Source organism: Bradyrhizobium sp. SHOUNA76, from assembly GCF_023006445.1.
Lineage (GTDB): Bacteria > Pseudomonadota > Alphaproteobacteria > Rhizobiales > Xanthobacteraceae > Bradyrhizobium.
Window position 1 is genome coordinate 1 of sequence record NZ_JALBHA010000044.1, and the last position, 25,106, is coordinate 25,106.

Genomic DNA, 25,106 nt, shown 5'->3' on the forward strand with positions numbered 1-25,106 from the left:
CAACCCAATCTTGACCGCGTCGAAGTGTTCCAAAACGCGTCGATATTTCGATACGTAATCTGCCTCGTTGCGGAACGACATTTCGGCATCAGACATCTCGCGGTCGAGCAGGTGCCGCGCATGCCGAGCGTTTCCCAGCCGAGCGTCCGCTTCAGCGAATAATCGTCCTTGGCAAGCGCCAGCAGCACCTGATCGGAGGCAGCGGCCTCGGTGGCGCGGCGGGCAATGGTGACGAGGCCATCGGCTTCCGCGCCGTAGGAGATCACGGTGGCGTCGCGCACCAGCGAAACCGTGTCACCGGCGTGGTCGACGGCAGCGGCGCTGGCGCGGATGTTGCCGCCGTTCTGGCCTTCGGTGGTGGAGGAGGCGAGCAGCCATTGGTCGCGGGCGACCCGGCGCATCATGGTTTCCATCCAGGGGATGCCATGGCCGTGCCTGACGACGCAGGCAACCTTGGTCTGGTGCATCGCGTAGATCATCGCGGTCGAGGCGCAGGCGCGTCCGAGCGTGTAGCAGATGTCGGTGACGTCGTAGATGGAGGCACCAAAGCCGCCGAACTCGACCGGGATCATCACGCCGAGCAGTTTTTGTTCGCGCGCGACCTCGAAAGCCTTGTGCGGGAAACGGGCATCGCGATCGACCCCATCGGCGTCGGCCGCGGCAGCTGCGGCGGTCCGGGCGGCGCGCTCGATCAGGGAGGGACCTTGCTCCAGGAAGCTCGTCTGCGTTTCGTCGACAGTAAGGACTGCTTCACGCACGTTCATACTCGTCCGCCTCCGGTTTGCCGTTCGAGATCGCCGGCATCATTCGCGATGCGCGTAAGCGATCCTCCGGCCATCTTTGCTTGTGACACGAGGCTACGGATTTAATTCAAATTCGTCGATGAAATAGAGGGTAAACAAAGTCCAATTCCGAACGAACAGTTAAGGTCCGGTTGTTTGCATCTCCCGATTTTCCAGCATCGCGTTAGGAATCTGGAAGAAGCCCGAATTCCAGACAATCTGAGTCATCGTTTACTAAGAAACGCAAAGTATGAGTGCCGCCCATTGCGGGACCGGCTGCCCGTGCCCATCGTAGCCGTAAGCGGTCCGAACTTTGACAGACAGACGGGAATTTGCCGATGCAAGCCTTTGATACCGAATTGCGCAATCGCATCATCAAGCTGGTGAAGGGTATCCTCGAACAGAATTCGCTCATCGCCGACGTCACGCCGTCCGCCAAGCTCGTCGATGCCGGCCTGACCTCGATGGACATGGTCAACCTGATGCTCGGCGTTGAAGCCGAGTTCGATTTCACTATCCCGCAATCCGAGATCACGCCGGAGAATTTCCAGTCCGTCGAGACGCTGGAGCGGATGGTGGCTGCCCAGCTGCGGCTGGCGACGGCGGCGTAAGCCGGCTCTCTCCTCCGTCATTGCGAGCGAAGCGAAGCAATCCAGACTGCCTCTGAGGCGGCGGTTTGGATTGCTTCGTCGCTTCAGCGCAAAATTGCTTCGCAATTTTGTCGCGAGCTCCTCGCAATGACGCCGATCGAGACTATCCCCCGTTCCAAAACCGCCCCAAAGCTGGCATAGCTTAACCATGTCCAACGTGGCGAACGGGGTGGAGCAGGCATGACGCAGGCGGTATTGGGCATCATCGGCGGCTCGGGCATCTATGACCTGCCGGGCCTCGAGGGTGCGCGCGAGGAGGTGATCGAAAGCCCCTGGGGCGAGCCGTCGGCTCCCTTAAGGCGCGGCACTATCGCCGGCCTGCCGATCGTGTTCCTGCCGCGGCACGACAAGGGCCACCGTCTGTCGCCCTCCGACATCAACTATCGCGCCAATATCGATGTGCTGAAGCGCGCCGGCGTCACCGACCTGATCTCGCTGTCGGCCTGCGGCTCCTTCAAAGAGGAACTGCCGCCCGGCACTTTCGTTCTCGTCGATCAGTTCGTCGACCGCACCCACAAGCGTGAGAGTTCGTTCTTCGGCCGGGGCTGCGTCGCGCATGTGTCGATGGCACATCCGGTCTCGCCGCGGCTGCGCATCCATCTTGCCGCGGCGGCCGAGGCCGAGGGCATCGCGATCGGGCGTAGCGGTACCTATGTCTGCATGGAAGGACCGCAATTCTCGACATACGCCGAGAGCGTGACCTACAAGACGCTGGGCTATTCGGTGATCGGCATGACCAATATGCCGGAGGCCAAGCTCGCGCGTGAGGCGGAGATCTGTTACGCCACCGTGGCAATGGTGACGGATTTCGACTGCTGGCATCCCGACCACGATGCCGTTACCGTACAGGACATCATCCGTGTGCTGACTTCAAATGCCGACAAGGCGAAGGCGCTGGTGGCGCGGCTGGCGAAGGATTTCCCGCGCGAGCACGAGCCGTGCCCGATCGGCTCGGACCGGGCGCTCGATACCGCGCTGATCACGGCGCCCGAGGCACGCGATCCCGAGCTCCTCAAGAAGCTCGATGCGGTGGCCGGGCGCATCCTGCGCGGTTGAGGCGCAAGAAGGACGAAAAGGCAGAATGCCATGAAGGTCGACGGCAAGCATTTCCGCAGCATCTGGCGCGAAGGCGACGGCTGGTCGATCGGCGCGATCGACCAGCGCCGGCTGCCGCATGAGTTCGTCGTTGCGAAGCTGACCTCCTGCGAAGACGCAGCTGTTGCCATTCGCGACATGCTGGTGCGCGGCGCGCCGCTGATCGGCGCCACCGCGGCCTACGGCATGGCGCTCGCGATGCGCGAGGATGCCTCCGATGCTGGCCTGAAGCGCGCCTATGAGACGCTGATCGTGGCGCGGCCGACGGCGATCAACCTGAAATGGGCCCTGGACGAGATGCGGGCGGCGCTCGCGCCGATCGATCCGGTCGAAAGGGCTGAGGCAGCCTACGCGCGCGCCGACGAGATCGTCGAGCAGGATGTCGAGATCAACCGCGGCATTGCCGGCAACGGTCTGAAGCTGATCGAGGCGATGGCGGCGAAGAAGCCGGGCGAGACGGTCAACGTGCTGACGCATTGCAACGCCGGCTGGCTCGCCACCGTCGACTGGGGCACGGCGACTGCACCGATCTATCTAGCGCATGAGCGCGGCATCAAGGTCCATGTCTGGGTCGACGAGACGCGTCCGCGCAACCAGGGCGCCTCGCTCACCGCCTGGGAGCTCGGCCATCACGGTGTGCCGCACACGGTGATTCCTGACAACACCGGCGGACATCTGATGCAGCACGGCATGGTCGATCTCGCCATCGTCGGCACCGACCGCGTGGCCGCCAATGGCGACGTCTGCAACAAGATCGGCACCTATCTGAAGGCGCTCGCCGCGCATGACAATAACGTGCCGTTCTACGTCGCGCTGCCGTCACCGACGATCGATTTCGCCGTCAATGACGGCATCCGCGACATCCCGATCGAGCAGCGCAGCGGCACGGAGGTCACCGACATGACCGGTCGCACGGCGGATGGAAGGCTGGAGACGGTGCGTATCGTCCCTGAAGGATCGCCGGTCGCGAACTATGCCTTCGACGTGACGCCGGCTCGGCTCGTCACCGGCCTCATCACCGAGCGCGGTGTGCTGAAGCCGGATCGTGCCGCGCTCGCGGCTGCCTTTCCGGAGCGGGTTGCGGCCACCGCAGAGTAGGCTCTCGTAGGTTGGGCAAAGGCGCGAAAGGCGCCGTGCCCACCATATGCTTGTGGTGGGCACGCTTCGCTTTGCCCACCCTACGGCATTTGCGAACTATATCAGCTTCAGCCCCGTCGCAGCCTCGAGCTCCGCGATCGCCTGGGCGCCGCTCGTCACCTTGATCGTGGTCATGCCCATCTCGCGCGCGGGCTTGAGGTTGACGCCGAGATCGTCGAGATAGACGCACGTCTTGGGATCGACCTTCAGCGTCTCCACCATCATCTTGTAGATCTGCGGGTCGGGCTTGCGCAGGCCGATCTTGGCGGATTCGATGACGTGGTCGAACAGCACCATGACTTCGGCGATATAGAGGGAGCGTCCGGTCATGCTGCCGATCGCGTTGGCCGGCAAATTGTTGGTGATGCAGCCGGTCTTGAATTGCGCCTTGATGCGCTTCAGTGCCTCGACCATCTCGGGCCGGAGATCGCCCTGCAGCAACGATACCACGTCGCGCCCGCGCACCTCGGCACCGAGCGCCAGCGACTCCTCGGCGAACAGATGATCGAACGTTTCGATATCGACCTCCGCCCGCTCGAACTTGGCCCAGGCATTTTCCAGATGGTTGGCGGCGTTGGTCCGCCGGATGATGTCGGTCGGCAGCCCGCGCTCCGTCTCGAACCGCGCGAAGGCCTCGAACGGCGAACTCGTCAGCACGCCGCCAAAATCAAAGATCACCGCCTCGATCGCCAATGTCCTGCCCTCGTCAATTCCTTTCCAAGAGGGCTAGCATGCGCTATCGGCAAGGGCCAGTCCGAAGCAAATTCCGGCGCTCACCGAACCAACGGCCGAGACATGTTCCCCATGAAGACGATCGCGACATTCGCCACGGCAACTCTGCTGTTCGCCACGCCCGCGCAGGCCATTGTGGGCGGCGGCACGCCGCAGGCCGAGGGTGTCGCGCGCGCCGTCGTCACCATTGTCGGCTCGCGCGGCAATTTCTGCACCGGCAGCCTGATCGCGCCAAGGCTCGTGCTCACCGTCGCTCACTGCGTGCAACCCGGCGCCGACTACAAGATCGTCGATCGCGGAACCGACGGCCAGCCGCAATTGATGAACGTGCGCACGGTCGCGATCCATCCGAACTTCAACATGCAGGCGATGCAGTCGCACCGCGCCACCGCCGACGTGGCGCTGCTGCAACTGGAAATTCCACTCAAGGGAAAATCCACAGTGCCGGTCGGTATGCCGCAAATTCCAATTCGGGTCGGCGACCGCTTTACGATCGCCGGCATCGGCGTCACCGTTCGCGGCGATGGCAAGAGCGGCGGCATCACGCGTGTTGCCGCGCTTGTCGCCACCGGCCAGCCCGGGACGCTCCAGATCCGGCTGGTCGATCCCGTAACCAGCGGTGTTCGCGACGGAATTGGCGCTTGCACCGGCGATTCCGGTGGCCCGGTGTTCGAGGACAAGCCGAACGGTGCCGTGCTGGTCGGCCTCATCAGCTGGTCCACGGGGCCGAACGGCGCGGCCGGTTGCGGCGGGTTGACCGGCGTCACGCCGCTCACGCTCTACCGCGACTGGATCTTGCAGACCGCGCGGAGCTGGGGTGCGGCGCTGTGATTTGACCGCGGCTTGATCTATGTCATTTTGATGCGGAAGCGCGGCGGGTGATCATGCCGGCCGCGGAGGAAACGCGCCGTCCGTCAAGGGCGGCAATAAGAACAAGCAAGGCATAGAAGCAACAATGAATGTCGCTGTTCGCGGTCACGCCGCTACCAAGCAAGCTTCCGAGCATTTCGACGTGCTGATCGTCGGCGCCGGCATCTCCGGCATCGGCAGCGCCTATCACATCGAAAAGCAGCTGCCGGGCACCAGCTACGTGATCCTGGAGACGCAGGAAACGTTTGGCGGCACCTGGAGCACACATCGCTATCCCGGCATTCGCTCCGACAGCGATCTCCATACCTTCGGCTACAGCTTCAAGCCCTGGGTCGGCCCGCCGATCGCGACCGCCGAGGAGATTCTCTCCTATATGAACGAAGTCATCGAGGATAACGGCCTCGCAAAGCACATCCGCTACAAGCACAAGATCAATTCGGCGCGTTGGTCGAGCGAGCAAAATCTCTGGACCATCGAGGCGGTGACGACCGACACCGGCGAGCCCAGGACGTTCACCACAAACTTCCTCTGGATGTGCCAGGGCTATTACCGCCATTCCGAAGGTTACACGCCGGACTGGAAGGGCACGGACCGGTTCAAGGGCCGCATCGTCCATCCCCAGAGCTGGCCTGACGATATCGACCTCACCGGCAAGAAGGTCGTCGTGATCGGCTCGGGCGCCACCGCGGCAACCCTCGTGCCGAACATCGCGGACAAATGCGCTCACGTCACCATGTTGCAGCGCTCGCCGACCTATTTCCGGCTCGGTCGCAACGCCATCGAGATCGCGGAGGAGCTGCGCCGGCTCCAGGTCGACGAGGAATGGATCCACGAGATCGTGCGACGCAAGATCCTGTTCGAACAGGATGCCTTCACCAAACTCTGCGTGTCCAAGCCCGAGCAGGTCAAGAAGGAGCTGATCGGCCAGATCAGCGCGGTCCTCGGTCCCGACTACGACGTCGAGACGCACTTCACGCCGACATACCGGCCGTGGCGACAGCGCATTGCGTTCGTACCGGATGCGGACCTGTTCAAGGGCATTGCAAGCGGCAAGGCCTCCGTCGTCACCGACGAGATCGAGTGCTTCGTCGAGAACGGCATCCAGCTCAAATCCGGCAAGCTGCTGGAGGCCGACGTCATCGTCACCGCCACCGGCTTCAACCTCGCGGCCCTCGGCGACATCGCCTTCGAGATCGACGGCAAGCCGCTCGCCTTCGGCGACACCGTTACTTATCGCGGCATGATGTTCACGGGCGTGCCGAACATGGTCTGGGTGTTCGGTTATTTCCGGGCCAGCTGGACCCTGCGCGTCGATCTCGTCGCCGATTTCGTCTGCCGGCTGCTCGGCCACATGAAGGCCAAGGGTAAGAAGAAGGTCGAGGTGAGCTTGCGCGCTGAGGACCACAACATGCCGATCCTGCCCTGGATCGATCCGGAAAACTTCAACCCTGGCTACATGATGCGCAACATGGACCTGTTGCCCAAGCGCGGCGATAAGCCCGAATGGCAGCACAGCCAGGACTACTGGACCGAGAAGGACGAGATCCCGAAGACCGATCTGGACGACAAGGCGTTTGTTTACGGGTGAGGGCGTTCGCGGGTGAGGTTGGTGTGAGCGTGCGGGGCGACCGCTCACCACATCCTCCGCTGTCGTCCCGGGCGCGAAGCGAACCCGGGACCCATAACCACAGGGAGTGGTTATCAGGCGCGCTGTTAACTCCGAGTCTTCGCCAAACTACTTCCTGTGGTTGGGTCCCGGACCTGCGCTTCGCTTGTCCGGGACGACACTGTTTGCAAGGTTAGTGGCGTGCCCCTACCTGCAACAGCTCACGAATTTCTTCGCGTCGCATTCGTCGCAATCGCCGCGGCTGCTGTCCGGTTCTCCACCCCGAGCTTGGCGTAGATCTGCTCCAGATGCTTGTCGACCGTGCGCGGGCTCAAACCCAGGATCTGCGCGATGTCGCGGTTGGTCTTGCCCTTGCTGAGCCAGGCCAAGACTTCACCCTCGCGGGTGGTGAGGCCGAGTTCGCTCGTGAATTCGACGGGCGGTGCGGTGCCGGCCTCCCTGGAGAGCCGCAGCAGAAATTCGTTCGGCGCCGTTTCGCCCATGTAATAAAGCCGGAGTTGCGGATTTTCGGGCAAGGTGGCCGCCTGAGACTTCGAGCTCCCTTTGGCCTTGGCCTGCTCCAGCCATTGCAGCAGTGATGGCGACAGGACGAAGTCGTCGGCCTGAGCGCCCTGATGGTCGGACATCAGCTTCTGCGCCTGCGGCGTCGCCCATAACACGTCGCCCTGGCGGTTGACCGCGAACAGGAAGCGGCCGGAAACGTCGAGCGCAGCGCGCGCACTCTGTGTCATCCGGGCATTGCCGAGATGGACGCGGATGCGCGCCAGCATCTCCTCGATCACGATCGGTTTTGTCACGTAGTCGACGCCGCCAGCCTCGAGCCCGCGCACGATATGCTCGGTTTCGGCAAGGCCCGTCATGAAGATCACGGGCACATTGGCAAGACCCGCATCGCGCTTGAGCCGGCGGCAGGTCTCGAAGCCGTCGATGCCGGGCATCACGGCGTCAAGCAGGACGATGTCGGGCGTGATCTGGTCGATGATGCGCATCGCCGCCGCGCCGTCGAGCGCCACCATCACCGTCATGCCGGCGCCATCGAGCGCGTCGGTCAGCAGCCGAAGCGTTTCGGGAGAGTCATCCACAACGAGCGCGACGTCGCGCTTCTTCGACTCAATGCTCATGCGCATGCAATGTCTTCAATGTGTTCATGTACTGGTCGAGATCGAAGCGGTCGACCAGCGACCGCATCTGCGCGACGAAGTCGGCATGCTCCGGGTGCTCGTTGCCGATCTCGTCCAGCTTCAACTGGATACCCTTGACGTAGCCGATTTGGCCGAGCCCGATCAGCGCCTCGATGTGCCGCACCGGCGGCCTCGATCCGCTCTCCGGCCGCCAGAATGGCACCGCGATTTCGTCTGAGCCGTACTGCCACTCGAGCTTGAGGAGCTGGCGGATCGTCTCCAGCAGCCGCGGGATGTCGATCGGCTTCATCAGATAGCCGTCGTGGAAAGGCTGCGCCAGCGGGGTGCCGTGAGCCTCCAATGCGCTCGCCGAAACCATCAGGATGCGCGCCTGGTGATGGCCGCCCGCGCGCAAGGCCTCCGCGACGGCCCAGCCGTCCATGGCGGGCATCGAGATATCGAGCAGGAACAGATCGGGCCGGCAATGTTGCGCCAGCGCGAGGCAGCCGGGCCCGTCGGGGGCGCTGAGCAGGATGAAGCCGAGCGGCGTCAGCACCTCGCGCAGCAGGTCGCGGTGAACGGGATCGTCGTCGGTGATGAGGATGGTCTTGCGCGCGCCGTGATAGCCGGAGACCGGGGCCTCCACTGGCGCGATGCGCTGGGGATTGGTCACCTCCGACAGCAGGATCTTGACCTTGAACGTGCTGCCGGAGCCGACCTTGCTCAAGACCTTGATATCGCCGCCCATCACGCCGGCGAGTAGGCGGCTGATGGTCAGGCCGAGCCCGGTGCCGGTCTGCGGCTGCGAGACACCGAGCGCACCGCGCTCGAAGGGCGCGAAGATGCGCTCGAGATCGTCGCTCTGGATGCCCGGACCGGTATCGATCACCTCGAACTCGGCGACGGGACTGCGATAATGCACCACGAACTGCACACTGCCGGTCTGGGTGAACTTGATGGCGTTCGAGAGCAAATTGATCAGCACCTGACGCAGCCGCTTCTCGTCGGCATAGACCACGACCGGCAAATGCGGAGGCCGCCGGAACACGAAGTCGATGCCCTTGGCGGCGGCCTGAAGCCGGAACATGCCGACGAGCTGGTCGAGAAATTCGCTGAGGCGTACCTCATCGCGCGACAGATACAGCCGCCCCGCCTCGATCTTGGAGATGTCCAGAATGCCGTCGATCAGACCGGAGAGGTGGTCGGCGCTGCGGCGGACGACGCGGACCTGGTCGCGCGGCTTGGTGCTCAGTGTCGCGTCCTGCTCGAGGAGTTGCGCATAGCCGCTGATCGCATTCAGCGGCGAGCGCAGCTCGTGGCTCAGGCCGACCACGTAGCGGCTCTTGGCGAGGTTTGCGGATTCGGCGACCTCCTTGGCACGCTGGAGCTCAGCGTCGGTGCGCTTGTGGGCGTCGATCTCCTGGATCAGCAGCGTGGTCTGTCGCCGCGTCTCGGCTTCGGCCGCGCGGCGGCTCTGCTGCGCCAGCACGAACAGCCAGGCCACCACGCCGATGATGATGCTGAGCGAGAAGAACACCTTCCAGAGCACGTCGGAGACGAGCGTGTTCTCGCCGTGCACGCTCGCCGAGGTCTGCAGATAGATCAGGCCCAGCACCAGCGCGACGAGGCCGGCGGAGACCACGAACACACCGACATAATGGCCGAGTTGCGAGTTGATCCGCGCGTAGATCGGCTGTGGCATCAACTTGCCCAGCGTCTCCGATACCTGCGCCTGGATCCGCGCGTGCGGCTTGCAGAGATCGTGGCAGCGGGCGTCGAGCGAACAGCACAAGGAGCAAATCGGCCCGGCGTAAGCGGGGCAGGAGGCCATGTCCTCCGGCTCGAACGCGTGCTCGCAGATACAGCACTGGATCGATTCGACGTTCTGCCAGCTCCGCTTCGGCTTGCGTGCAATGTAGTATTTGCCGCCCGTGGCCCAGGCGATCAACGGTGCGGCGATAAAGGCGACCGCGAGCGCGATGAAGGCTGACAGCGCCTTCGCGACAGGTCCGAACAGGCCGTAGAACGCGCTGATGGAGACGATGGTCGCGATCGTCATCGCGCCCACGCCCACCGGATTCACGTCGTAGAGATGCGCGCGCTTGAATTCAATCTGCTGTGGCCGCAGTCCAAGCGGCTTGTTGACGATGAGATCGGCGACCAGCGCGCCGACCCAGGCGATCGCGACGTTCGAATAGAGCGCCAGCGTCTGCTCCAGGGCCTTGTAGACGCCGATCTCCATCAACAGCAGCGCCACGATGACGTTGAAGACCAGCCAGACGACACGGCCGGGATGGCTGTGAGTCAGGCGCGAGAAGAAGTTCGACCACGCGATCGAGCCGGCATAGGCGTTGGTGACATTGATCTTCACTTGGGACAGGATCACGAACGTGCCGGTCAAGGCCAGCGCGAGGTCAGGCTGCGACAGCACGTAGCGGAACGCTTCGAGATACATATGCGCGGGCTCGGCGGCCTCCTCGGGCGGCACCCCGTGGCTGAGCGCGAAGAAGGCGAGGAACGAGCCGGCCAGAAGTTTCAGCGCGCCGAGCACGATCCAGCCCGGTCCCGCGCTCATCAGCGCCATCCACCAGGAGGCCCTGGAGGCGCGGCGGTCGCGCGGCAGGAAGCGCAGGAAGTCGACCTGTTCGCCGATCTGCGCCACCAGCGAAAACACCACCGAGGCCGCGACTCCGAACAGCAGCAGGTCGAAATGCCCGTTGAGATCGCCGTGCTCGCCCGAGAACTTGCGCCACTCCGTAAAGGAGTGCGGGTTGTGCCAGGCGATCGCCGCGAACGGAATGATGTGGAGCACGATCCAGAGGGGCTGCGTCCACAATTGGAAGCGGCTGATCAGCGTGATGCCGTAGGCCACCAATGGGATGATGACGACGGCGCTGATGAGATAGCCGATCGGCCGCGGAATCCCGAAGCACATCTCGAGCGCGGACGCCAGGATCACGGCTTCGATCGCAAAGAAGATGAAGGTGAAGGACGCGTAGATCAGCGAGGTGACGGTGGAGCCGATGTAGCCGAAGCCGGCGCCCCGCGTCAGCAGGTCGATGTCAATGCCGCATTTGGCGGCATAATAGGCGATCGGCACGCCACAGCAGAAGATGATGGTCGAGACCACCAGGATGGCGGCGGTCGCGTTGGTGACGCCGTAGTTCAGGGTGATGGTGCCGCCGATCGCCTCCATCGCCAGGAACGAGATCGCGCCCAGCGCCGTGTTGGCGACGCGGGCGGCGGACCAGCGACGCGCGCTCTTCGCCGTGAAGCGCAGCGCGTAGTCCTCCAGCGTCTGGTTGGCAACCCATTGGTTGTACTGGCGCCTGACGCGGTCTATTCGCTGCCGCCCTGCCACTCTTTACCCCACTCCCGATACGGACCTCGAGCCCTCGCAAATTCCGTACCAAAAGCCTACGTCGGCATTTTGCGGTGCAGTATACGCGATCTTGCGTATGCTTGCGCTGCATAAATTCGAGCCATCCTCACGGCACCAATCGCGTGTTCTCGAACAAAAGTGGGGTGCTCATGTCGGACGAAGAAAACAAGGGCCTGTTGTCGCCGCTCCGGCGCAAATTATTGATGGGAATGGCCGCCGTGCCTGTTATCACGATGCTGCCGCGGGCATCTTTTGCGCAGGCCCCGGCAACCTCGGCGGTCAACACGACGGGTCTCGCGGTTACTGACACCGAGGTCACGGTCGGCATCCTGCATTCGGCCACCGGCACCATGGCCATCTCCGAGACCGGCTCGATCGAGGCTGAAAAGCTCGCCATCGAGCAGATCAACGCGGCCGGCGGCGTGCTCGGGCGCAAGATCAAGTTCATCCAGGAAGACGGCGCCTCCGACTGGCCGACCTTCGCGGAAAAGGCCAAGAAGCTGCTGGTCAACGACAAGGTCGCGGCGATCATGGGCTGCTGGACCTCAGCCTCGCGCAAGGCCGTGCTGCCGGTCATGGAGCAGTATAACGGCATGCTCTACTACCCGACCTTCTACGAAGGCCTCGAGCAGTCCAAGAACGTCATCTACACCGGTCAGGAAGCGACCCAGCAGATCCTCGCCGGCCTGAACTGGATCGCCAAGGAGAAGGGCGCCAAGACCTTCTTCTTCATCGGCTCCGACTACATCTGGCCTCGCACCTCGAACAAGATCGCGCGCAAGCACGTCGAGAACGTGCTGAAGGGCAAGGTCGTCGGCGAGGAGTACTACGCGCTCGGCTCGACGCAATTCAACTCGGTCATCAACAAGATCAAGCTGACCAAGCCCGACGTGATCTTCACCGACGTCGTCGGCGGATCGAACGTCGCGTTCTACAAGCAGCTCAAGGCCGCCGGTATCGACCTCTCCAAGCAGGCGCTGCTGACAATCTCGGTGACCGAAGACGAGATCGACGGCATCGGCGGCGAGAACATCGCGGGCGCCTATGCCTGCATGAAGTACTTCCAATCGCTCGACAATGCGAACAACAAGGCCTTCTCGTCGGCATTCAAGAAGATGTGGGGCGAGAAGACGGTGATCGGAGACGTCACCCAGGCTGCCTATCTCGGCCCGTGGCTGTGGAAATTGACGGTGGAGAAGGCCGGCTCCTTCGACGTCGACAAGATCGCGGCGGCCTCGCCGGGCGTCGAGTTCAAGGGTGCGCCGGAAGGCTATGTGCGCATCCACGAGAACCATCACCTCTGGTCGAAGACCCGGGTGGGGCGCGCCAAGCTCGATGGCCAGTTCGAGCTGATCTACGAGACCGCCGATCTCGTCGAGCCGGATCCGTTCCCCAAGGGCTACCAGTAAGTCGAGGCGATTGCCGCAGCTGACCTGAAAACCAAGCCGCTCCCTGGCGTGGACCGCAAATCCACGCCCAAGACCCCCGCGTCGCGAACCTGCTCGCGACGCGGGACCCTTTCCCTGACGGAGGACATCGATGTTCGGCGACTACTCGCTTGGTGATCTCGGCTCGATCTTCGTCATGCAGGGTTTTGCAGGACTGATCCTGTTCTCGGTCTATGTCCTGATGGCGCTCGGGCTTGCCATCATCTTCGGCCAGATGGGCGTCATCAACATGGCCCATGGCGAGTTCATGATCCTCGGGGCCTACGTCACCTGGATGACCTCAAATCTGTTCCAGGCCTATTTGCCGAGCCTGTTCAGCGGCTACTTCTTCCTTGCGATGATCCTGGCCTTTGTCGCATCCGGTGCGTTGGGAATGCTGGTGGAATGGGCGCTGATACGGCATCTGTACAAGCGGCCGCTCGACACGCTGCTCGCCACCTGGGGCCTCAGCCTGATGCTGCAGCAGGCCTATCGCTCCGTGTTCGGCGCACGCGAAGTCGGCGTCGAGCTGCCGCAATGGATGCTGGGCTCGCTGCACGTCACTGAGAGCATCGAAGTGCCGATCAACGGCGTCTTTGTGATGTGCCTCACTGTTCTGATCACCATCTCGGTCGCCTACGTGATGTACAAATCGCGTTGGGGCCGCCAGGTGCGCGCTGTCGTGCAGAACCGCATCATGGCCGGCGCCGTCGGCATCAACACCGAAAAGGTCGACCGCTACACGTTCGGGCTCGGTTGCGGCATTGCCGGCATCGCCGGCAGCGCCTTCACCATGATCGGCTCGACCGGACCGACCTCCGGACAGCTTTACATCGTCGATACGTTCCTGGTGGTCGTCTTTGGCGGCGCCGCCAGCCTGCTCGGTACCATCGCCTCGGCCTTCTCGATCTCTCAGACGCAATCGACGCTCGAGTTCTTCATGTCGGGTTCGATGGCCAAGGTGCTGACGCTGCTTGCCGTTGTCGGAATCCTGATGCTGCGCCCGCAGGGTCTCTTCGCCCTCAAGGTCCGCAAATAACAAGAAGCAGGCAAGTCATGATCAACTCACGCTTCTTCAACCGATCCGAACTGATGGGCTTCATTGCCCTGGCCGCCGTGCTGTTCGTGATCCTGCCGCTGACGCTGGATGTATTCCGCCTCAACCTAGTCGCCAAATACCTGACCTACGCCTTTGTCGCGCTCGGCCTCGTGTTGTGCTGGGGCTATGGCGGCATCTTGAGCCTGGGGCAGGGTGTGTTCTTCGGCCTCGGTGGCTATTGCATGGCGATGTTCCTCAAGCTCGAGGCCTCGAGTGTCGAGAACACGAAGATCCAGTCGACACCAGGCATCCCCGATTTCATGGACTGGAATCAGATCACGTCGCTGCCGCTGTTCTGGCAGCCGTTTCACAGCCTCACCTTCACCATCCTCGCCATCATTCTGGTCCCCGGCGTCTTCGCCCTGATCATCGGTGCCGCGATGTTCAAGCGCCGTGTCGGCGGCACCTATTTCGCGATCATCACCCAGGCTGTTGCCGCCATCCTCACCATCCTGATCGTCGGACAACAGGGCTATACCGGCGGCATCAACGGCATGACCGACCTGCGCACGCTCAAAGGTTGGGACATCCGGCCCGACCACGCCAAGGTCATCCTGTACTTCGTCGAGGTGGTGCTGCTGTTCGCCTGCATCGGCATCGCGCAGTTCATCCGCCTGACCAAGCTCGGCCGCATCCTGGTGGCGATGCGCGAACAGGAGGACCGCGTCCGCTTCTCCGGCTACAGCGTTGCCAACTTCAAGATCTTCGCCTTCTGCATGGCCGCGGTCTTCGCCGCAATCGGCGGCGCCATGTTCGCGCTCAATGTCGGTTTCATGTCGCCGTCCTTTGTCGGCATCGTGCCGTCGATCGAGATGGTGATCTACACCGCGGTCGGCGGACGGATGTCGATCTTCGGTGCGATATGGGGCGCCCTCCTAGTGAATTTTGCCAAGACCAGCCTGTCGGAATCCTTCCCGCAGCTCTGGCTGTTCGGTCTCGGCGCGCTGTTCATCGCAGTCGTCCTCGCCTTCCCGAACGGGCTGTCCGGGCTCTGGGCTGACTATGTGCAGCCACGCATCGATTGGCTGTTCGCCTCGCGCAAGTCGAAACCGGACTGGAAAGACAACTCGGTCGCCGACGGCGCGCCGGCAGAGTGAGGAGATAGATCATGCTCGTCGGTCATCAGCCCAAGGAATTCCTGCTCGCTGTCTCCGGACTGACGGTCTCGTTCGACGGGTTCAAGGCGGTCAATGATCTCTCCTTTTACGTCGAGGAGAATGAGATCCGCGTCATCATCGGTCCCAACGGTGCCGGAAAGACCACGGTGCTCGACCTGATCTGCGGCAAGACAAAGGCGACCTCTGGCTCGATTCAGTTTCGTGGCAAGGAGCTCACGAAGATGAAGGAGAACCAAATCGTGCAAACCGGCGTCGGGCGCAAGTTCCAGACGCCGTCGGTGTTCGAAGACCTCACCGTCTTCGAAAATCTCGAGATCTCGTTTCCGCGCGGTCGCACCGTGTTCGGCTCGCTGACCTTTCAGCGCGACCAGCTCGTGAAGGAGCGGGTCGCCGAGGTCGCCGAGATGATCTTCCTCAAGGACAAGCTCAACACCTATGCCGACGAGCTCAGCCACGGCCAGAAGCAGTGGCTCGAGATCGGCATGCTGCTGATCCAGGATCCGGACCTCCTGATGCTGGACGAGCCGGTCGCCGGCATGAGCGTGTCCGAGCGCGCCAAGACCGCCGAGCTCCTCAACCGCATCATCAAGAATCGCTCGGTGCTGGTGATCGAGCACGACATGAAGTTCGTCGAGGACATCGCCCACAAGGTCACCGTGCTGCACCAGGGCCAGATCCTCTCGGAAGGGACCATGGAGAAGGTCAAGAACGACCCCAAGGTCATCGAAGTGTACCTCGGCCATTAAGGAGCACGCTGATGCTGGCAATCTCAGATCTCCACGTCGCCTACGGCCAGAGCGAGGTGCTGCACGGACTCAACGTCAAGGTCGCGCCCAACGAGATCGTGGCGATCATGGGCCGAAACGGCATGGGCAAGACCACGCTGATGAAGTCGCTGATGGGCATCCTGCCGGCGAAAAGCGGTTCGGTGACCATGGACGGCGCCGAGCTCGGTAGCCTCAAGAGTTTTGAGCGTGTCGCCAAGGGCCTCGCTTACGTGCCGCAGGGGCGCATGATCTTTTCGACCATGACGGTGAAGGAGAACATCGAGACCGGCCTCGTCGTCTCCGGCGGATCCGAGGTGCCGGGCGATATCTACGAACTCTTTCCCGTGCTGCTGGAGATGAAGGGCCGCCGCGGCGGCAATCTTTCCGGCGGCCAGCAGCAGCAACTCGCCATCGCCCGCGCGCTCGCGACCAAGCCCAAGGTGCTGTTGCTGGACGAGCCGACCGAAGGCATCCAGCCGTCGATCATCAAGGACATGGCGCGCACGCTGAAGCGAATTCGCGACGAGAAGGGCCTCTCGATCGTCGTGTCCGAGCAGGTTCTGAGCTTTGCGCTCGAAATCGCCGACCGCGTGCTGGTGATCGAGAACGGCGAGATCGTGCGCGACGATCCGCGCGAGGCCGTCGATGCCGCGCAGGTCTCGAAATATCTGTCCGTCTAACCAACCGTGTAAAAGGGGAGCATCTCGATGCCAGAGACACTGATCAAGGTCGATCTCACCAAGTCGGCTTACGATAATGACATGGTGCACAACCGCTGGCACCCCGACATCCCGATCGTGGCGTGGGTCAATCCCGGCGACGATTTCATCATCGAGACCTATGACTGGACCGGCGGCTTCATCAAGAACAACGATTCCGCCGATGACGTGCGCGACATCGATCTGTCGATCGTGCACTTCCTGTCCGGCCCGATCGGTGTCAAGGGCGCCGAGCCCGGTGATCTCCTGGTGGTCGATCTGCTCGACGTCGGCCCGATGAAAGAGAGCCTGTGGGGCTTCAACGGCTTCTTCTCGAAGCAGAACGGCGGCGGCTTCCTCACCGACCATTTCCCACTGGCGCAGAAGTCGATCTGGGACATCAAGGGCCTCTATACCTCGTCGCGCCACGTGCCCGGCGTGAACTTTGCCGGCCTGATCCATCCCGGCCTGATCGGCTGTCTGCCCGATCCCAAGATGCTGGATACCTGGAACAAGCGCGAGGCCGAGCTGATCTCGACCAACCCGACTCGCGTGCCGGGTCTTGCCAATCCGCCATTCGCGCCGACCGCTCATGGCGGTCGCGCCAAGGGCGACGTGAAGGCCAAGATCGGCGCAGAAGGTGCGCGCACCGTTCCGCCGCGCGAGCATGGCGGCAATTGCGACATCAAGGACCTCTCGCGCGGCTCGAAGATCTACTTCCCGGTCTACGTTCCCGGCGCGGGCCTCTCGATGGGCGATCTGCACTTCAGCCAAGGCGACGGCGAGATCACCTTCTGCGGCGCCATCGAAATGGCCGGCTGGCTGCATCTCAAGGTCGAGGTGATCAAGGATGGCATGGCCAAATACGGCATCAAGAATCCGATCTTCAAGCCATCGCCGATCACGCCGAACTACAAGGACTATCTGATTTTCGAGGGCATCTCGGTCGATGAGGCCGGCAAGCAGCATTATCTTGACGTCCACATCGCCTATCGGCAGGCCTGCCTCAATGCGATCGAGTATCTGAAGAAGTTCGGCTACTCCGGCGCCCAGGCCTATTCGATCCTCGGTACCGCGCCGTGCCAGGGCCACATCTCCGGTGTGGTCGACGTCCCCAATGCCTGCGCCACGCTATGGCTGCCGACCGAGATCTTCGACTTCGACGTGATGCCGTCGGCGGCTGGCCCCATCAAGCACATCACCGGCGATATCCAGATGCCGATCTCACCGGACAAATAATCGCTGCGCTCCCTCTCCCCGTTCTTACGGGGAGAGGGGCTGTCTCCACACGAATCGTGGCAGCGAGTTGTGTTGAACACGCATGAGGGATGATGCGATGCCGGTCTACGAATATCTCTGTGACGACTGCGGCCCCTTCAAGGATCTTCGCCCGATGGCGGAATGCGACGATCCGCAAAGCTGTCCGCATTGCGAGACTATGGCGCCGCGGGTGATCCTGACCGCACCGAATTTCTTCTGCATGCCGGCGGACAAGCGCAAGGCGCACGCCGTCAACGAGCGGAGCTCGCATGCGCCGCAGACGCTCGCGCAGTACAAGGCCTCGCACGGTCCGGGCTGCGGGTGCTGCGCGTCGGGGAAGACAGTCAAGGACAAGGGCTCGGCGGATAGGAAAAAGCCCGCACGGCTGATGACCAAGGCCAAGAGCGGTGCCAAGGGCTTTCCGACGGCGCGGCCGTGGATGATCAGCCACTAACGCTGGCGAAGACCTCAAACGAACAAAAGACAGGAGCGGCCCAAATGCTTCACGGCGACATTTCTAGCAGCAACGACACGGTCGGCGTCGCAGTCGTCAATTACAAGATGCCCCGCCTGCACACCAAGGCCGAGGTGCTCGACAACGCCCGCAAGATCGCCGACATGCTGGTGGGCATGAAGGCCGGTCTGCCCGGCATGGATCTGGTGATCTTCCCGGAATATTCCACCCAGGGCATCATGTACGACTCCAAGGAGATGTATGAGACGGCGTGCTCAGTGCCCGGTGAAGAGACTGCGATTTTCGCCGAGGCCTGTCGCAAGGCGAAAGTGTGGGGCGTGTTCTCGCTGACCGGCGAGCGCCATGAGGAGCACCCCCACAAGGCGCCCTACAACACCCTGATCCTGATGAACGACAAGGGCGAGATCGTCCAGAAGTACCGCAAGATCATGCCGTGGGTGCCGATCGAGGGCTGGTATCCCGGCAATTGTACCTATGTCTCCGACGGCCCGAAGGGCATGAAGGTCAGCCTGATCATCTGCGACGACGGAAATTTTCCGGAGATCTGGCGTGATTGCGCCATGAAGGGCGCCGAGCTGATCGTGCGCTGCCAGGGCTACATGTACCCGGCCAAGGAGCAGCAGGTTCTGATCTCCAAGGCCATGGCGTGGGCCAACAACGTCTATGTCGCGGTCGCCAATGCCGCCGGTTTCGATGGCGTCTATTCCTATTTTGGGCACTCCGCGATCATCGGCTTTGACGGCCGCACGCTCGGCGAGTGCGGCGAGGAGGATTACGGCATCCAGTACGCGCAGCTCTCAAAGCATCTGATCCGCGACGCGCGCCGCAACGGCCAGTCACAGAACCATCTCTACAAGCTGGTCCACCGCGGCTACACCGGCATGATCAATTCCGGCGAGAGCCCGCGCGGCGTCGCGGCCTGCCCCTATGATTTCTACAAAAACTGGATCAAAGATCCCGAAGGCACGCGCGACATGGTCGAGGCGATGACCCGTTCGACGCCGGGGACCGACGAATGCCCGATCGACGGCATCCCGAATGGGGCGGCCCCCTCCAATTATTGAGGCGTGAGCCGCATCATGCGCAAAATGGGAGCTTTGCGCTTGGAAACCGTGGCGCGGTTGCAACATGGCCGCGGGATTCTGCTTTGGTTGTGCGCCAAAGAGACACATTCCGGCGGAGCGTAGTTTTACGGGGCATCCTTATGGCCTAAGTTCCCGGCGGACTGCGGGAATGGGGAAAGTGTGACGTGAGGGGCGAGGGGCTATGGAGGCGGCAGGGGCGCCTGCGCCGGGGCGGCGCCGCCGTTCCATCCGTCGGCGCGTCGGCAATCCTGACGATTGTGTTCGGCCTTGGCCTTTCGACGACATCGGCCAGCGCGCAGTGCGTCCCCGATCCTGCCGCGAGCGGCCAGACCGTCACCTGTAGCGACGATGCCAACGGATTCCAGGCCGGCGCCGGCGTCGACAGCCTCACCGTCAACGTGCTGTCGGGCGCGACCGTGAACGACAACGGCACGGTCTCGATCGGCGTCAACGATTCCAGCGCCGTCACCAACAACGGAACGCTGTCGGCGGCCTCGGGCCTGATCGGCATCGGCGTCGGCAATTCGAATACCGTGACCAACAACGGCACCATCACGGTGCTCGGCAACGGCTTCGGCATCTTCGGGCTCGATCACAACATCATCGCCAATGCCGGGACGATCACCGCCGGGGACGGCGGCGCCGCGATCCGGGTCGGCGATAACAACACCGTCACCAACAGCGGTGCGCTCTCGGTCGGCGCGCAGGGCGCGGGCATCTTCGCGGTCCAGAACAACACGATCACCAATGCCGTGACGGGCACGATCACCGGCCTCGATGATGCGATCGGAATCTACGCGTCGTTCGGCGGCGCGACCGTGACCAATGCAGGCGCGATCACGGTTGGCGATTCCACGGGCTTCTCCGGCGGCATTATCGCGATCAGTGACAACAACACGGTCACCAACACGGCCACCGGCAGGATCTCGGTCGGGCAGAATGCCGCCGGCATCTTCATGCAAGGTGACTTTCAAACCGCGAACAATTTCGGCGACATCAAGGCAACCGATGTCGGCGTCGGCATTGCAGTCACGGGCGACGACGCCAGGGTGACCAATGGCGGTTCGATCACGGTCGGCGACAGCGGGGCGGCGGGCATTTCAGTGCAAGGTGATCGGGCCGTCATCATCCAGAACGGAACGATCGACGTCGGTCTGGGAGGAAGTTTCGGCATTGGTTTTTCCGGCTCGTCCTCCACGATCACCAACAACGGCCGGATCACGGCTGGCGATTTCACCTCGGGCATTGCGGTGTTCGGCGACGACAACGTCATCACCAACGGCGGCACGATCTCCGTCGGCGCCTCAGGCATCGGTATCTCCGTGTTCACGTCCTCGACCACCAATCAGGTCGTCAATACCGGCACCATCACCGTCGGGGCCAACGGTGTCGGCATCAGCGTGGATGGCGGCGGCAGCGTGTTCAACTCGGGAACCATCAACGCCGCGACCGGCCTCGCCGCGATCGAGTTCTGCAACTGCGGCCCGAACACGCTGACGCTCGGGCCCGGCAGCATCATCAACGGCCTCGTGCTTGGTGCAGGCACCGATACATTCCAGCTCGGCGGCACAGGCAAGGACACATTCGATCTCAGCCTGATCGGTCCCCTGCTCCAATATGACGGTTTCACGACCTTCAACAAGGTCGACAGCTCGACCTGGACGGTGACCGGTACCGGCAACCAGGACTGGAACGTGCTCGGCGGCACGCTTCTGCTCGCCGGCACCATCAACGGCAATGTGACCGTTGCCGCGGGTGGCACCTTCGGCGGCGTCGGCAACGTCAACACCATCAACGTCAATGGCGGCACTCTGGCGCCAGGGCTTCCGACCGGCACGCTCAACGTCAACGGCGATCTCAACTTCACCGGCGCGTCAACTTACATGGTGCAGGTGTCGGGGGCGAACAACGGCATCGCGGTCGTGACCGGGACTTCCACGCTCAGTGGCGCGACCGTCGCGGTCGTTCCGATCGGTACGATCGCAAAGCATTACACGATCCTGACCGCGAACACGTTGCCCGACACCTTCAATCCGGCGGTCACGGGTCTGTCGCCGAACCTGCATGCGGCGCTCAGCTATGATCCCAACAACGTCTTCCTCGATCTCGCATTGGGCTATGGCGGCGGCCTCAATATCAATCAGCAGAATGTCGCCAACGTCCTGACGCGCATCTTCAACACCACGGGCAGCCTGCCTGTCGCGCTCGCGAATCTCACGCCGCAGGGCCTGACGCAGGCCTCCGGCGAGCCGGGGACGGGATCGCAGCAGACGACGTTCAATGCGATGAACCTGTTCATGAGCCTGTTAACCGACGTGCTCGGTTCGGGGCGCAGCGGCGCGCCGGGCGCGATGCCTTATGCCGACGACACGAGCGCGAATGTCTATGCTGCGACCAGCAGGGGCGCACATGACAGAAATGCGCGGGACGCCTTTGCCTCGATCTACCGCAAGGCGCCGATCGCGACGTTCGAGCAGCGCTGGGATGTGTGGGCGGCCAGCTACGGCGGCTCGCAGACCACCGACGGCAACGCCGGCCTCGGCTCGAACAACACGACCAGCAGCGTCTATGGCACTGCCGTGGGCCTCGATTACCGCTTCTCGCCGTCGACGGTTGCGGGCTTCGCCCTCGCAGGCGGCGGGACTGGATTCAGCGTCAATGGGCTCGGTTGGGGCCGCTCAGATCTGTTCCAGGCCGGCGTCTTCGTGCGTCATACGGCCGGGCCGGCCTACATCACGGCGGCTCTTGCCTATGGCTGGCAGGACGTCACGACCAATCGCGTCGTGACGGCTGCCGGTTACGACCAGTTGCGCGCGCAGTTCAACGCCAACGCCCTCTCGGGCCGCATCGAGGGCGGTTATCGCCATGCCATGCAGTGGGCCGGCGTCACGCCCTATGCAGCACTTCAGGCCACTCTGTTCAGCCTTCCGGGCTATGCCGAGTCGGCCGTGGTGGGCAGCAACGTCTTCGCGCTCAACTATGCCGCCAAGGACGTGACCAGCACGCGCACCGAACTCGGCCTGCGCGCGGACAGGTCGTTTGCCGCGGCTGGCGGCCTAGTGACCCTGCGCGGCCGCCTCGCCTGGGCGCATGATTACAATCCGGACCGCACGGCCGGCGCGGTGTTCCAGACGCTGCCGGGATCGGCTTTCGTCGTGAACGGCGCTGCTCTGGCGCGCGATTCTGCTCTGACCACGGCATCAGTGCAGATGAACTGGATGAATGGCTGGTCTGCCTCGGCGACCTTCGAGGGCGAGTTCTCGAACGTCACGCGCTCCACCGCCGGCAAAGGCGTTGTGCGCTACGCGTGGTGAGGCGTTGTCACTTCTCTAGGGAGAGGGGCATGACGACTCTATTGAATGTTCAAATGCGATGTCTCCCCTTTTAGGGAGGACCGAGAGTCACTGCTTCTTCTTCGGCTTCTGCTCGGGCTTTCGCGGTGGACGCGGGGCCGCGGCGGGTGCTGCTGGCATCCCGCTCATCTTGTTGGCGGCTTCGCTGACATCGAGCAGCGAGCGACGGATGTCTTCGAGATAGCCCGCCGATTTCTTCTTCATGGTATCGGCAAGCTCGTGTAATCCCCTGATCTTCTCGTACAGCTCGTCGGCCTTGCCGTCGACGAAGCCGGGCACGGCGCCCTCGATCTTCGTGACCGCCTTGTCGAAGCCTGCGAAGGCGCTGTCGACTTTGGCCATGACGGAATCGATCTCGCCGCCCTTGCTCCGGAGATCGGCAGTGTAGTTTTCGAACGTGCGCAAGCCGTCTTTGATAGCAGGGGCGTTGCTGACGATCGTGCGGTCGACGCTGTGCAGGGTGTCGACGATGGATTCGGCGTCGCTGAGGTCGGCGGTCAGCACGGGGACGCCGTCGAAGTCCAGCGGCACCGGTGGCGCCGAGGGCGCGCCTCCGATCAGCGAGACCGCGGCAACGCCGGTCAGGCCCTGGAACTCGATGCCGGCCACGGTGTCCTTGCGGATCGGCGCGGTGTTGTCGAGCATCACCAGCGCCACGACCTTGCGCGGATTGTCCAGCTTGATCGACAGGATCTGGCCCGCCGGGACGCCGTCGAAATTGACCGGCCCGCCGCGGCGCAGGCCGCTGGCGGACCCGCCCTCGAACACCACACGCAACTGGCTGCGGCTCTGGATCGTGCGCCATTTCTCCACGCCGAGCAGGCCGCCGAACGCGACGGCGATCACCGCCAGCGTCGCCGTTCCGATCACCAGATTGCTCGCGCGTGCCATGAGGGGAAGGTTTTACGGCCAAAGCAGGGAAGTTGGAAGGAGGCCGTAATGGTACGTAGGGCGGGTTAGCGAAGCGTAACCCGCCGTTTTTGCCTCCCCAGCCGTGCAAGTTGGCGGATTACGCAGGCGCTAATCCGCCCTACGGCTCAATGCCCGGCGGCACGTTCTGCCGCGGCGTTGTTCAGCACGATCAGGGCATCGACGGCGACGCCCGTCCTGGTGTTGATCAGGAACGGGTTGATGTCGATCGAGGCGATCCGGTCGCCGGCATCTGCGATCAGATTGGACAGGCCGACCAATGCCTTCACCGCGGAGGCCTCGTGCAAGGCCGGCTTGCCACGATAGCCGCGCATCTTGATTCCGGCCTTGGTGCGACCGATCAGGAGCCGCGCCTCGGCCTCGTCCAGCGGCGCGCCGGCGAGCGCGACGTCCTTCATCAACTCGATGTCGATGCCGCCGGTGCCGAACAGCACGACCGGGCCCATCTCGGCATCGAGCGAGGCGCCGACCACCAGCTCGAGCTCGGCCTTGACCTGTTGCGCGATCAGAATGCCATCGAGCTTCGGCTTGCCTTTCAGCTTCGCCACCCGTGCTGTGATGTCGCCGAACGCCTTCTTCACCTCGGCGGCATTGTTGAGGTTCAGCACGACCCCGCCGATGTCGGATTTGTGCAGGATCTCCGCGCTGACGAGCTTTGCCACGACCGGAAAGCCGATCTGCTTGGCGATCTTTGCGGCTTCCGCCGCGGTCTGTGCGATCGCCTCCTTGGAGATCGGAATGCCATAGGCCTTCAGGAGCTTCTTCGAGGCGACCTCGTCGAGCGCGGCACCGCTTGTCGATCTCAACGCCTTCTCCAGCACGGCGCGTGCGGCGGGTTTCGAGCTCGAGACGACGTCGGGCACCTCCTTGCGCAGCTTGGCGTAGTCGAGCAGCGACTTGATCGCGGTCACCGCCCGGTCCATGCCCTGCATGACCGCGAGATGCGGCAGCGATTTGCGCAAGCTCTTGGTGAATTCGGTGAAGCCGATCGACATCGCGCTGATATAGATCACCGGCTTTGCGGCCTTGCTCGCCATCTCGTTGACGATGCGCAAATTGCGCTCGCGCAGCTCATGCGGCGCCTTGGGCAGCTCGGCGTCGATGATGATAATGTCGATGTCGGGATCGTCGATCATCAGCTTGATCGACTTCATGTAGACGGAGGGATCGACCACGGCGGCAAAGCCGGCGTCGAGCGGATTGCCGACGATCGAGCCCGGTCCGAGCATTTTGGCCAGCTCCGACCTCACATGCGGGCTGAGCGGCGCGAAGTTCAGGCCTTCTTTGTAGAAGGCGTCAAGCAGCATGCCGCGCTTGCCGCCGGACAGCGTGACGGCGGCGAGCCGATCGCCCTTGGGAACGGCCGCGTGCACGAAGCATTCGGTGGTTTCGATCAGTTCATCGAGGCCGGCCACGCGGATCACGCCTTCGCGCGTCGCGATGGCGTCGAACGTCTCGATCGAGCCCGCGAGCTCGCAGGTATGCGCCATCGCCGCCG

At 63.1% G+C, this 25,106-nt stretch carries 20 protein-coding genes; 14 read left to right on the forward strand and 6 right to left on the reverse strand.

The genetic code is table 11. The features are described 5' to 3' along the window. Nucleotides 1-764: acyl-CoA dehydrogenase family protein (locus MOV74_RS08660; RefSeq protein WP_246920085.1), on the reverse strand; the 764-nt coding region annotated here is incomplete at its 3' end. A gap of 356 nt (nucleotides 765-1,120) precedes the next feature. Between MOV74_RS08660 and MOV74_RS08665 the strand changes: the two genes are divergently transcribed. The 3 genes from MOV74_RS08665 (at nucleotide 1,121) to mtnA (ending at nucleotide 3,625) form a co-directional block, all read left to right on the forward strand. Further along, complete coding sequence (locus MOV74_RS08665) at nucleotides 1,121-1,393, forward strand: phosphopantetheine-binding protein (RefSeq protein ID WP_246920088.1); 273 nt, start codon at nucleotides 1,121-1,123, stop codon at nucleotides 1,391-1,393. Nucleotides 1,394-1,612: 219 nt separating this feature from the next. Next, complete coding sequence (locus tag MOV74_RS08670) at nucleotides 1,613-2,488, forward strand: S-methyl-5'-thioadenosine phosphorylase (RefSeq protein WP_246920091.1); 876 nt, start codon at nucleotides 1,613-1,615, stop codon at nucleotides 2,486-2,488. 30 nt (nucleotides 2,489-2,518) lie between these two features. Continuing rightward, entirely contained in the window at nucleotides 2,519-3,625 is a 1,107-nt protein-coding gene (mtnA, locus tag MOV74_RS08675; protein ID WP_246920096.1) for an S-methyl-5-thioribose-1-phosphate isomerase, read from the forward strand. A 96-nt stretch (nucleotides 3,626-3,721) separates the two neighbouring features. Here the strand turns inward: mtnA and MOV74_RS08680 are convergent, their stop codons facing one another. Continuing rightward, complete coding sequence (locus MOV74_RS08680; RefSeq protein WP_246920103.1) at nucleotides 3,722-4,357, reverse strand: HAD-IA family hydrolase; 636 nt, start codon at nucleotides 4,355-4,357, stop codon at nucleotides 3,722-3,724. A 111-nt stretch (nucleotides 4,358-4,468) separates the two neighbouring features. Here MOV74_RS08680 and MOV74_RS08685 point away from each other — a divergent pair, with 111 nt between their 5' ends. Further along, nucleotides 4,469-5,227, forward strand: coding sequence for a trypsin-like serine protease (locus MOV74_RS08685; RefSeq protein ID WP_246920105.1), 759 nt, complete (start codon nucleotides 4,469-4,471; stop codon nucleotides 5,225-5,227). A 124-nt stretch (nucleotides 5,228-5,351) separates the two neighbouring features. After that, nucleotides 5,352-6,854, forward strand: coding sequence for an NAD(P)/FAD-dependent oxidoreductase (locus MOV74_RS08690; protein WP_246920108.1), 1,503 nt, complete (start codon nucleotides 5,352-5,354; stop codon nucleotides 6,852-6,854). Between the two features lie 239 nt (nucleotides 6,855-7,093). Here the strand turns inward: MOV74_RS08690 and MOV74_RS08695 are convergent, their stop codons facing one another. Together MOV74_RS08695 and MOV74_RS08700 are read right to left on the reverse strand one after the other, a co-directional pair. Continuing rightward, nucleotides 7,094-8,020 carry a response regulator gene (locus MOV74_RS08695; RefSeq protein ID WP_246920110.1) on the reverse strand — a complete coding sequence of 309 codons (927 nt, stop codon included), beginning with the start codon at nucleotides 8,018-8,020 and terminating at the stop codon, nucleotides 7,094-7,096. Beyond that, nucleotides 8,004-11,375 carry an ATP-binding protein gene (locus MOV74_RS08700; protein ID WP_246920113.1) on the reverse strand — a complete coding sequence of 1,124 codons (3,372 nt, stop codon included), beginning with the start codon at nucleotides 11,373-11,375 and terminating at the stop codon, nucleotides 8,004-8,006. The genes MOV74_RS08695 and MOV74_RS08700 overlap by 17 nt, the downstream gene beginning before the upstream one ends. Nucleotides 11,376-11,545: 170 nt before the next feature. Here MOV74_RS08700 and urtA point away from each other — a divergent pair, with 170 nt between their 5' ends. From urtA to MOV74_RS08745, 9 genes are all read left to right on the forward strand, one after another. Next, nucleotides 11,546-12,805 (forward strand): urea ABC transporter substrate-binding protein, encoded by a 1,260-nt coding sequence (gene urtA, locus MOV74_RS08705; protein WP_246920117.1) that lies wholly within the window; start codon nucleotides 11,546-11,548, stop codon nucleotides 12,803-12,805. A 130-nt stretch (nucleotides 12,806-12,935) separates the two neighbouring features. After that, complete coding sequence (urtB, locus tag MOV74_RS08710) at nucleotides 12,936-13,862, forward strand: urea ABC transporter permease subunit UrtB (protein ID WP_246920124.1); 927 nt, start codon at nucleotides 12,936-12,938, stop codon at nucleotides 13,860-13,862. 17 nt (nucleotides 13,863-13,879) lie between these two features. After that, nucleotides 13,880-15,019 carry an urea ABC transporter permease subunit UrtC gene (gene urtC, locus MOV74_RS08715; RefSeq protein ID WP_246920127.1) on the forward strand — a complete coding sequence of 380 codons (1,140 nt, stop codon included), beginning with the start codon at nucleotides 13,880-13,882 and terminating at the stop codon, nucleotides 15,017-15,019. A gap of 11 nt (nucleotides 15,020-15,030) precedes the next feature. Beyond that, nucleotides 15,031-15,786 carry an urea ABC transporter ATP-binding protein UrtD gene (urtD, locus tag MOV74_RS08720; RefSeq protein ID WP_246920131.1) on the forward strand — a complete coding sequence of 252 codons (756 nt, stop codon included), beginning with the start codon at nucleotides 15,031-15,033 and terminating at the stop codon, nucleotides 15,784-15,786. Nucleotides 15,787-15,797: 11 nt separating this feature from the next. Beyond that, nucleotides 15,798-16,487, forward strand: coding sequence for an urea ABC transporter ATP-binding subunit UrtE (urtE, locus tag MOV74_RS08725; protein ID WP_246920136.1), 690 nt, complete (start codon nucleotides 15,798-15,800; stop codon nucleotides 16,485-16,487). 27 nt (nucleotides 16,488-16,514) lie between these two features. Further along, the gene (fmdA, locus tag MOV74_RS08730; RefSeq protein WP_246920139.1) at nucleotides 16,515-17,744 is read left to right on the forward strand and encodes a formamidase; all 1,230 of its coding nucleotides are present in this window, start codon (nucleotides 16,515-16,517) and stop codon (nucleotides 17,742-17,744) included. A 97-nt stretch (nucleotides 17,745-17,841) separates the two neighbouring features. Beyond that, nucleotides 17,842-18,219: a zinc ribbon domain-containing protein gene (locus MOV74_RS08735; protein ID WP_246920148.1), complete on the forward strand. Its 378-nt coding sequence runs from the start codon at nucleotides 17,842-17,844 to the stop codon at nucleotides 18,217-18,219. A gap of 44 nt (nucleotides 18,220-18,263) precedes the next feature. Then, nucleotides 18,264-19,304: an aliphatic amidase gene (locus MOV74_RS08740; RefSeq protein ID WP_246920150.1), complete on the forward strand. Its 1,041-nt coding sequence runs from the start codon at nucleotides 18,264-18,266 to the stop codon at nucleotides 19,302-19,304. Between the two features lie 185 nt (nucleotides 19,305-19,489). Continuing rightward, nucleotides 19,490-22,639: an autotransporter domain-containing protein gene (locus tag MOV74_RS08745; protein WP_246920151.1), complete on the forward strand. Its 3,150-nt coding sequence runs from the start codon at nucleotides 19,490-19,492 to the stop codon at nucleotides 22,637-22,639. An 87-nt stretch (nucleotides 22,640-22,726) separates the two neighbouring features. Here MOV74_RS08745 and MOV74_RS08750 read toward each other — a convergent pair whose 3' ends face one another. Both MOV74_RS08750 and MOV74_RS08755 read right to left on the reverse strand, forming a co-directional pair. Beyond that, a complete protein-coding gene (locus MOV74_RS08750; protein WP_246920152.1) occupies nucleotides 22,727-23,569 on the reverse strand; it encodes an MlaD family protein in 843 nt (280 codons plus the stop codon). Nucleotides 23,570-23,715: 146 nt separating this feature from the next. After that, a partial coding sequence (locus MOV74_RS08755; protein WP_246920154.1) for an acetate--CoA ligase family protein occupies nucleotides 23,716-25,106 on the reverse strand: 1,391 nt, incomplete at its 5' end.